This is a genomic window from Chitinimonas sp. BJB300, assembly GCF_002735695.1.
Classification (GTDB): domain Bacteria; phylum Pseudomonadota; class Gammaproteobacteria; order Burkholderiales; family Chitinimonadaceae; genus Chitinimonas.
This window is the reverse complement of the sequence record NZ_PDZH01000144.1, coordinates 1-8,166: the sequence shown is the minus strand read 5'-3', so window position 1 is coordinate 8,166 and position 8,166 is coordinate 1. Positions and strand designations below refer to the sequence as shown.

11 protein-coding genes are annotated in these 8,166 nt (G+C 52.3%); 3 read left to right on the top strand and 8 right to left on the bottom strand.

Going from position 1 to position 8,166, the window contains the following annotated elements:
- Positions 1–170: 170 nt before the first annotated feature.
- The 6 genes from erpA to rplM form a co-directional block, all read right to left on the bottom strand.
- Complete coding sequence (gene erpA, locus CSQ89_RS18180; RefSeq protein ID WP_099407496.1) at positions 171–521, bottom strand: iron-sulfur cluster insertion protein ErpA; 351 nt, start codon at positions 519–521, stop codon at positions 171–173.
- Between the two features lie 103 nt (positions 522–624).
- The gene (locus CSQ89_RS18175; RefSeq protein WP_099407495.1) at positions 625–1,056 is read right to left on the bottom strand and encodes a bactofilin family protein; all 432 of its coding nucleotides are present in this window, start codon (positions 1,054–1,056) and stop codon (positions 625–627) included.
- 2 nt (positions 1,057–1,058) lie between these two features.
- Complete coding sequence (locus CSQ89_RS18170; protein ID WP_139022772.1) at positions 1,059–1,697, bottom strand: DUF6776 family protein; 639 nt, start codon at positions 1,695–1,697, stop codon at positions 1,059–1,061.
- A gap of 89 nt (positions 1,698–1,786) precedes the next feature.
- A complete protein-coding gene (gene argC, locus CSQ89_RS18165) occupies positions 1,787–2,815 on the bottom strand; it encodes an N-acetyl-gamma-glutamyl-phosphate reductase (RefSeq protein WP_099407493.1) in 1,029 nt (342 codons plus the stop codon).
- Positions 2,816–2,976: 161 nt separating this feature from the next.
- Positions 2,977–3,369 (bottom strand): 30S ribosomal protein S9, encoded by a 393-nt coding sequence (gene rpsI / locus CSQ89_RS18160; protein WP_099407492.1) that lies wholly within the window; start codon positions 3,367–3,369, stop codon positions 2,977–2,979.
- Positions 3,370–3,396: 27 nt separating this feature from the next.
- Positions 3,397–3,825 (bottom strand): 50S ribosomal protein L13, encoded by a 429-nt coding sequence (gene rplM / locus CSQ89_RS18155; RefSeq protein WP_099407491.1) that lies wholly within the window; start codon positions 3,823–3,825, stop codon positions 3,397–3,399.
- Positions 3,826–4,290: 465 nt separating this feature from the next.
- On the opposite strand from rplM, the gene CSQ89_RS18150 reads away from it, so the two are divergent.
- A complete protein-coding gene (locus tag CSQ89_RS18150; RefSeq protein ID WP_099407490.1) occupies positions 4,291–4,707 on the top strand; it encodes an OsmC family protein in 417 nt (138 codons plus the stop codon).
- 61 nt (positions 4,708–4,768) lie between these two features.
- On the opposite strand, the gene CSQ89_RS18145 is transcribed toward CSQ89_RS18150, so the two are convergent.
- Both CSQ89_RS18145 and coq7 read right to left on the bottom strand, forming a co-directional pair.
- Complete coding sequence (locus tag CSQ89_RS18145) at positions 4,769–6,043, bottom strand: MFS transporter (protein WP_099407489.1); 1,275 nt, start codon at positions 6,041–6,043, stop codon at positions 4,769–4,771.
- A gap of 82 nt (positions 6,044–6,125) precedes the next feature.
- Positions 6,126–6,743, bottom strand: a complete 618-nt coding sequence (gene coq7, locus CSQ89_RS18140) for a 2-polyprenyl-3-methyl-6-methoxy-1,4-benzoquinone monooxygenase (protein WP_099407488.1) — start codon at positions 6,741–6,743, stop codon at positions 6,126–6,128.
- A gap of 171 nt (positions 6,744–6,914) precedes the next feature.
- On the opposite strand from coq7, the gene CSQ89_RS18135 reads away from it, so the two are divergent.
- Both CSQ89_RS18135 and CSQ89_RS18130 read left to right on the top strand, forming a co-directional pair.
- The gene (locus CSQ89_RS18135) at positions 6,915–7,475 is read left to right on the top strand and encodes a peptidylprolyl isomerase (RefSeq protein ID WP_099407487.1); all 561 of its coding nucleotides are present in this window, start codon (positions 6,915–6,917) and stop codon (positions 7,473–7,475) included.
- 62 nt (positions 7,476–7,537) lie between these two features.
- Positions 7,538–8,032, top strand: coding sequence for a peptidylprolyl isomerase (locus tag CSQ89_RS18130; protein ID WP_099407486.1), 495 nt, complete (start codon positions 7,538–7,540; stop codon positions 8,030–8,032).
- The last annotated feature ends 134 nt before the right edge of the window (positions 8,033–8,166 follow it).

Genomic DNA, 8,166 nt, shown 5'->3' with positions numbered 1-8,166 from the left:
TCGGGGTGTTTGTGAGCCTTGCCGAGCATCCAGATATCCACTTGAAACGTTCGTGGACAACATGACAGCAGGACTCACGACTGGCAAGAGAAATGCCGTTCACTGGCTAAAGTGAACGGCATTACCCAGATTATTGGGGCTTTTTTATTGGGGTGTTGCTCGAGTAGCGATCAAACCGAGAAGGATGAACCACATCCACAGGTCGAAGAGGCATTCGGATTCTTGATGGTGAACTGAGAACCTTCAATGCTTTCCACATAGTCGATTTCAGCACCCACAAGGTACTGATAGCTCATCGGGTCGACCAATAAGGTCACGCCATTCTTTTCATACGGTGTGTCGTCTTCATTGACAATTTCATCAAAGGTAAAGCCGTATTGGAAACCTGAGCAACCACCACCCGTTACGAATACGCGCAACTTAAGGTCAGGATTGCCTTCCTCTGCGATCAAATCCGCCACCTTAGCAGCAGCATTATCGGTGAATATAAAGGGGGTACTCATTTCAACAGGGGCATTCATGGCGCGTACTCCAGACAAATCAGTGATTTACAGCGACGATTATCCGCGCTTGGTGAACTTTTGTTAACCCTTTTTTAGACGGGGACTTAGCCTAAAAATGTGGTCACTCACTGACTGTTTCAAGTATAGGTGATTTTTTCGCTGGCAGCAGCAGAGCCGGTTTATTGTCAATACCGCCCATATGGATCAGCTGCCCAACCACTACAGCACCGGGATGCATCTCCAGCGAGTTGTAATACACATCGCCCACAACCTTACATTTGGACTGGAGCTCTAAATAATGTGAAGCATGTATCGGCCCATCTATTGCGCCATTAAGTACGAGGTGAGATACCCGAACCGTACCCCGAATACGAGCTTTTTCGCTTACCACCAGGGTACTTGGCTTTTCATCAATAGCAGTGACGTCGCCCACGACCTCACCATCAATACGCAGCCCACCCGAAAAATTCATATTGCCCTCAATACGGGCGTCCAAACCAATCAGACTATCAATCCGGTTCGTGGCTTTAGTATGTTTGTCTTTACCAAACACGATTATCCTTTCACATCATAAACGCGCGTCAACCGCGTGCGATTTTCACCAGCGGCATAAATTCTTAGTTCAACTTGCTTTAGGGCCACATCTACAGGTAAGTTCGTCTCACGCTCCAAACGGGTAAATCGCGAAACGGTAAAGGGCTCTCTTGGTTGCGGCCAGACTACTGTTTCCCGCTTGCCATTGCGCTCGGTCGTCAGGCGAAATTCCAACTCGCCTTTAAATGCCTCCTGGCTGGACTGACCTTGAAGCAAGATGGCGCTTAAACGGTAATGCCCTGGACTAAGCGACTCAACCCGGAAAACTTCAATTGCCAAAGCGGGAGCCCGGTCTGTTTTGGTCAACAAAGATTCATAAAATCCGACCCGTTCACGCAGTCCACCATTATCCGCCTGAAGCTGTTGTAACTGACGCGACAACGTCTCACGGGTGGCCAATTCCAGTCGCAGTTGCTGATCGGCAGCAACCAGCTTTTGGCGCGTATCAGCCAACTCCTGCATCAATCTGCTGGCTTCGCGTGAAGCACCTTGCACCGCCAGAATAGCGTTCGGATCACGTCGGCCTTCATATTCACCATAATGGAACAACAGCACGCCTATGCCCGCCAGCACAGCGGCACTCAGCAGCGTCACTCCCATGAGGATATACCAGGGACGGTGCTGCCTGACCGCCAGCTTGGCAGTCGCCAGATGATTACCTCGACGTTTCCAGCGCCCAATCATATAAATCAAGGCAGTAAAGGAACGATATCCAAACCCTGCCCTTCAGGCAGGCCAAACATCAAGTTCATGTTCTGTATCGCCTGCCCCGCAGCACCCTTAACCAAATTATCAATTACAGACAGCACAACCACAGTATCGCCTTCCTGCGGGCGATATACAGCAATCCGGCAGGTATTCCCGCCACGCACCGAGCGTGTTTCAGGTGTACTGCCGGCGGGCATCACATCAACAAAGCGCTCATCCGCATAACGATGCTCAAACAAGGTTTGCACATCCACATCCTTGGTCAGTCGTGCATACAAGGTGGCATGAATGCCTCTAATCATCGGCGTAAGATGGGGCACAAAGGTCAAGTCCACTGGCTTACCCGCTGCTCCAGCCAAACCTTGTTTTATCTCTGGTAAATGACGGTGACCTCCAACGCCATAAGCCTTGAAATTATCACCGGCCTCGCAAAGTAGCGTATGAACCTCCGCCTTGCGGCCAGCACCCGATACGCCAGACTTGCTGTCGGCAATCAAATTACTTGGATCAATTACACCGGCCTCTATCAAAGGTAGAAAACCCAGCTGTACCGCTGTCGGGTAGCAGCCTGGATTGGCAATCAACCGAGCGGATCTAATACGTTCGCGGTTTACTTCCGGCAACCCATAGACGGCTTCAGCGACCAAACCGGGGCTTGCGTGGCTCATGCCATACCACTTCTCCCACTCCGCCACGTCCTTGATTCGGAAATCAGCGGCGAGATCAATCACCCTTACGCCGGCAGCCAATAACGCCTCGGCCTCTTGCATCGCTATACCGTTAGGCGTGGCAAAAAAGACTACATCGCACTTATTGAGTTGCGCCTCGGCAGGGGTAGAAAAAGCAATATCGACATAACCACGTAGACTGGGATACATCTCGGCCACCGGCATGCCTGCCTCTTTACGCGAGGTTATCGCCTGAAGCGATACACCACCATGGCGTGCCAGCAAACGCATCAGCTCTACGCCCGTATAGCCCGTACCGCCTACGATCCCAACCTTGATCATGCCGTAATTCCCTTAACCGTATGCCAAAGAGGGTCGATGATACATTGATTCCTTGGTATCCCTAATCAACCGGACAAAGCAAAAAAAACCGCCAGTAAAACTGGCGGTTTTTCCGGCTCGCGCCGACGTACTCGAACGAATCTTCGCGTCGAATCTGACGATTAGCGCTTCGAGAACTGCTTGGCGCGGCGCGCCTTACGCAGACCGACCTTCTTACGCTCAACTTCACGTGCATCGCGAGTCACCAGACCAGCGCGCGACAGTGTCGGCTTCAATGCAGAGTCAAACTCGATCAACGCACGGGTGATACCATGACGCAACGCGCCAGCTTGACCAGTTTCACCACCACCAACCACATTCACCAGAATGTCGAAGGCTTCCAGGTTTTCGGTCAACACCAGCGGCTGACGAACCACCATACGGCCGGTTTCGCGAGAAAAATATTGATCCAATGGCTTACCGTTTACAACGATCTTGCCCGAACCCTTAGCCAGGAAAACGCGAGCAACAGCGCTCTTGCGACGACCCGTACCGTAATAATACTTACCAACCATTTTTTCAGTCCTTGTATCTGGTCGTAATTAGACTTCAAGGACTTTAGGCTGTTGCGCAGTGTGCGGATGCTCAGCGCTAGCGTAAACCTTGAGTTTCTTGATCATGGCGTAACCGAGTGGGCCCTTGGGCAACATGCCCTTAACGGCTTTCTCGAGCACGCGCTCAGGGAAACGCTCCTGCATTTCAGTGAAGGAACGCTCATAGATACCGCCCGGGTAACCCGAGTGGCGAAAATAAGTCTTTTGCTTAGCCTTATCACCAGTCACACGCAGCTTGTCTGCATTAACGACAACGATGAAATCACCAGTATCGACGTGAGGGGTGTAAATAGCTTTGTGCTTACCGCGCAGGCGGTGAGCGATTTCGGCGGCGAGGCGACCCAGCACCTTATCGGTGGCGTCGACTACAAACCAGTCGCGCTGTACCTCGTGCGGCTTGGCGGAGAAGGTTTTCATACGGCTCTTCCAGATTCGTTCGATTTACGGAAAGTCGCGCATTCTATTTGAAAAAACAAAGCGCTGTCAAACCGAAGAACGTTGACAGATCATCCGTGCCGACCCTCGGCACGGAATGAAGGATGATCATAAAGTACAGACAAAAAAAAGCGCAACCGAGTTATGGGTTGCGCGTAATTCCACCAAAGAAGGAGGATGGAGGAGACAACATCAAAGCACACACATTGCGTGTACCGCCTCAATGCAGTTCGGATAATACGTAGCACTAATCAAAATCGCAAGTATTTTTTGTGCGGCGCGGCATAAAATTGATAAACGGGAGCAAAATTACATCCCATTGCAATAAAAGTAGCCAAAACTTGCCTGCTTGTTTCAATTTTGTAGTCAGACGTGTCATTACATGTCACGCGCTTACTGCACTGCCGCAAGTCAGTCGTCCGTTCCACTTTATGTAGAAAGTAGCCGATGCAAGCGCGGATCAAATGGATTGAGAATGTTAGTTTTCTGGCTCAGTGTGAGTCTGGCCATGCTGTACTGATGGATGGCGCTCCGGCGGCGGGCGGACAGAACATGGGCCCTCGACCCATGGAGATGTTACTGATGGGCACAGGGGGCTGCACCGCCTTCGATGTGGTGACAATCCTAAAGAAAGGCCGTGCAGACATCGTCGACTGCGACGTTATGCTGGAAGCACTGCGCGCAGATACCGACCCCAAGGTATTCACCCATATTCATATGCACTTTGTCGTCAAAGGGCGGCAATTGAAAGAGGAGCAGGTAAAACGCGCCATCTCGCTTTCCGCAGAAAAGTACTGCTCGGCTTCTATCATGTTGGGCCACAGCGTAAAGATCAGCCACGATTTTGAAATCATCGATATCTGATCTTGCAAATGCTTTACTGCCAAAATAGCCAAGTAACGACACTACTTGGCTGTTTCAAGCTTTAGCCAACACCCACCGCTCCCTCTTCGTGGCGCCTAGGCAAAACCCGTAACAATCGTGCGGGCGAACGCTTCACCACATACCAGGCAAGCATCGCGGCCAGCCCACCAATTACGTATAACGCCCCCCGCAAACCTAACGCTGTCGCCAAAGCACCACCCGCCAATGCGCCCAGTGGGGCGGGCGCGACCGTAAAGAAGCGCATGGTTGCAATCATTCTGCCAAGCAGCACATCCGGCGTCACGGCGGCTCTCGTAGCCAAGTAATGAATAGAAAACATTGTTGCGCCAAAAGAAAACAGGCATTGGCAAAGGCTGAACCACAACATGCTTGTGGCAACACCGCCAGGGATAAAACCAAAGCCCAACCAGGACGCTGCTGTAGCGACAAACCCCCAACCAACCATGGGTCCAACACCAAATCGCCCGCCTAACCTTTCAGCACTAAGGGCCGCCAGCATGCTTCCCAATCCGCCAAGCATATAACTCAATCCCATATGTGCAGCATCCAGTTTTAGCTCACGTACTGCAAACAGGACGAGAACCGCCGCCAACATGTAATTGAGTAGCTGCCAAAGGCAAGTTTGTACTGCCAAGGCACGCAATAAGGGTGTATCCCACACCAATCGTAATCCCGCCTTGATTTCTCGCCACACCGACTCGCGCCGACGGGCCTCGATCGGTGGTTCAACCGCCCGAATCGTGCGCAAAATAAGTGCCGAAACCACAAAGGACACAGCATTGAACAGGATAGCTACCGGCGCAGTAAACCAATGGATCAACATACCTGCCAGGCCCGGGGCCGAAATCTGGGCAGTAGACGCCGTCGCCATAAACTTACTGTGCGCTTCAACCAACCTGTCTTTACCAATGAGATTAGCGACATAGCTCTGATGTGCGGAACCACCCACAACTTCACCACTCAGGCATAGAAAACCCACCACACACAGCACCGGCATAGAAAGCCAGCCACCCCATGCGGCAATTGGCACCACCAGGAGGGAGAGCGCGCAGAGTATGTCCCGCAACATCATCAGCGGCATGCGGCGGTTGCGGTCAATCAATACCCCCGCATGCAGGCTGAATAGGGCAAACGGGAGAACCTCGATAGCCGATAGCACTCCCATTTGCATCGGACTAGCGTGCAGTAACACAGCGGCGGTCAAGGGCAAAGCCAAGTGGGAAATGTAGGAGCCGAAGTCAGAAATCCCCTGAGCCAACCAAAGGCGCACGAAGTCGGGGTTCCTCCACAGCCCGTTTAACCGGATGCGGAACATGAAATTGCTTTCTAATTATTATTTTTTGCTTAACCCAGCCCAAAGCCGCCGTACAAAACACGGATTGGGGGGTAGGCAGGCACTAGAGGCGATAGGACAATGTGGTCATCACACGTGACATAGCACGCATTGCAACCTTTGCCGGGGTAGGCAATTCAGCAGCCCCAAGCTCAATCGCGGCCTCTGCATGGGCGGTTTCATCAACAAACATCTGCGTCACCACGGCCCGGCTACGCGCATCCTCAACCGGCAGCAAACTCAAATGGCTGTCCAGATGCTGGCTGACCTGCCGTTCAGTCTCGGCCAGAAACCCCAGATTCCATCGGTCGCCAATCAATCCTGCCGTTATGCCCATCGCCAACGAACTGGCATACCAAAAGGGGTTCAGCAAACTCTTGTGGCTACCCAGCTCATCCAGGCGTCGCTCTGTCCACGCCAGATGCTCGGTTTCTTCCTGGGCTGCCTGACGCAGTGCATCACGCGTTACCGGATTACGTGCCGTCAGCGCCTGCCCCTGATACAGCGCCTGCGCACAAACTTCACCGCAATGATTTACCCGCATCAAACCAGCAGCGTGGCGCTTTTCCGCTGCACTCAAACTGGCTTCTGACAAATGAGCATCAGGGTGGGGACGCACACTGGCTGCCGGTGCGAAAACGGTGCGCAGCGCGCGATCGAATTCGGTAATCAGCTTGTCCATGGTCGTACTCCCGATGCGTTTGGAGGAAGGCCGATTGTAGGGGCTAGTGGAAAAACTTTCACGTACCTTGATGTTAGATACCGCCCACCGAACCATGGCAAACACCGTAAAAGCCTGATCATAGGGCCTGTGCTAACATTATCGACTACCGTAAAACCACACAGGAATACGATGAAACGCCTATTTTTCAGCCTATTATTGATTGCCTTCGCACCGCTAGCCCATGCCGCCAATCCACATGTGCTATTCACCACAAACCAAGGCAATGTCGAAATAGAGCTGTTCGCCGATAAAGCGCCAAAGTCAGTCGAGAATTTCCTCGGCTATGTAAACAAGGGCCACTACAACGGCACGATCTTCCACCGGGTGATTGCTGGTTTTGTAGCGCAGGGCGGCGGCTATAGTGCCGACATGCAAGAGAAACCAACTGGCAAGCCAATTCAGAACGAAGCGAACAATGGTCTAATGAACAGCCCAGGCACTTTAGCCATGGCACGTACCAACGACCCACACTCAGCCAGCGCGCAGTTCTATATCAACTTGCGTGATAACGCCGCACTGAACTACCGCGAATCGACCCCACGCGGTTGGGGCTATGCGGTGTTTGGCAAGGTGGTGAAAGGCATGGATGTGGTTGAAAAAATGGCCGACCAGCCAACCGGGGTTGTGAATGGGATGCCAGATGTGCCACTCAAACCTATCATCATCATGTCGGCCAAGCCGCTGCCCTAACTTTTACCCACTGCCCGCCCCGCAAGCTGGCAGACCATAAATAAAACGAAAGGACACTCTTTATGCGCGTCAATCTCCACACCAACCACGGTCTTATCGGTATCGAACTTGACGAAGCCAAGGCGCCAAAAACGGTCGCCAACTTTGTTGAGTATGTCAAAGCTGGCCACTACAGCGGCACTGTTTTTCACCGTGTCATCAACGACTTCATGATTCAAGGTGGTGGTTTTGAAGTAGGTATGAAGCAAAAAGAAACCCGCACACCCGTCGAGAACGAAGCGGCCAATGGCTTGAAAAACGACAAATACACGGTGGCCATGGCCCGCACACCCGACCCACACTCGGCCAGCGCGCAGTTCTTCATCAACGTTAGCAATAATAACTTTCTGAACTACACGGCCCCGACTGCACAGGGCTTTGGCTACTGCGTATTTGGTAAGGTGGTCGAAGGCGCTGACGTGGTAGATGCCATCAAAGCAGTCCGCACTGGCGCCAAGGGCATGCATCAGGATGTGCCAGTGAGTGATGTGCTGATCGAAAAGGCTGAACTGGTATAGAACCTGTTTACGATCTGATGTTACGCAGTAGCTGCGAGAAGCAGCTGTAACTGATCATAAGCCGCGCGGGAGGCGTTGATCAGTAACTTGCGGCAAAGTGCGAATGGGTTCTTCTGCGTCTTGATGCTCAGGCA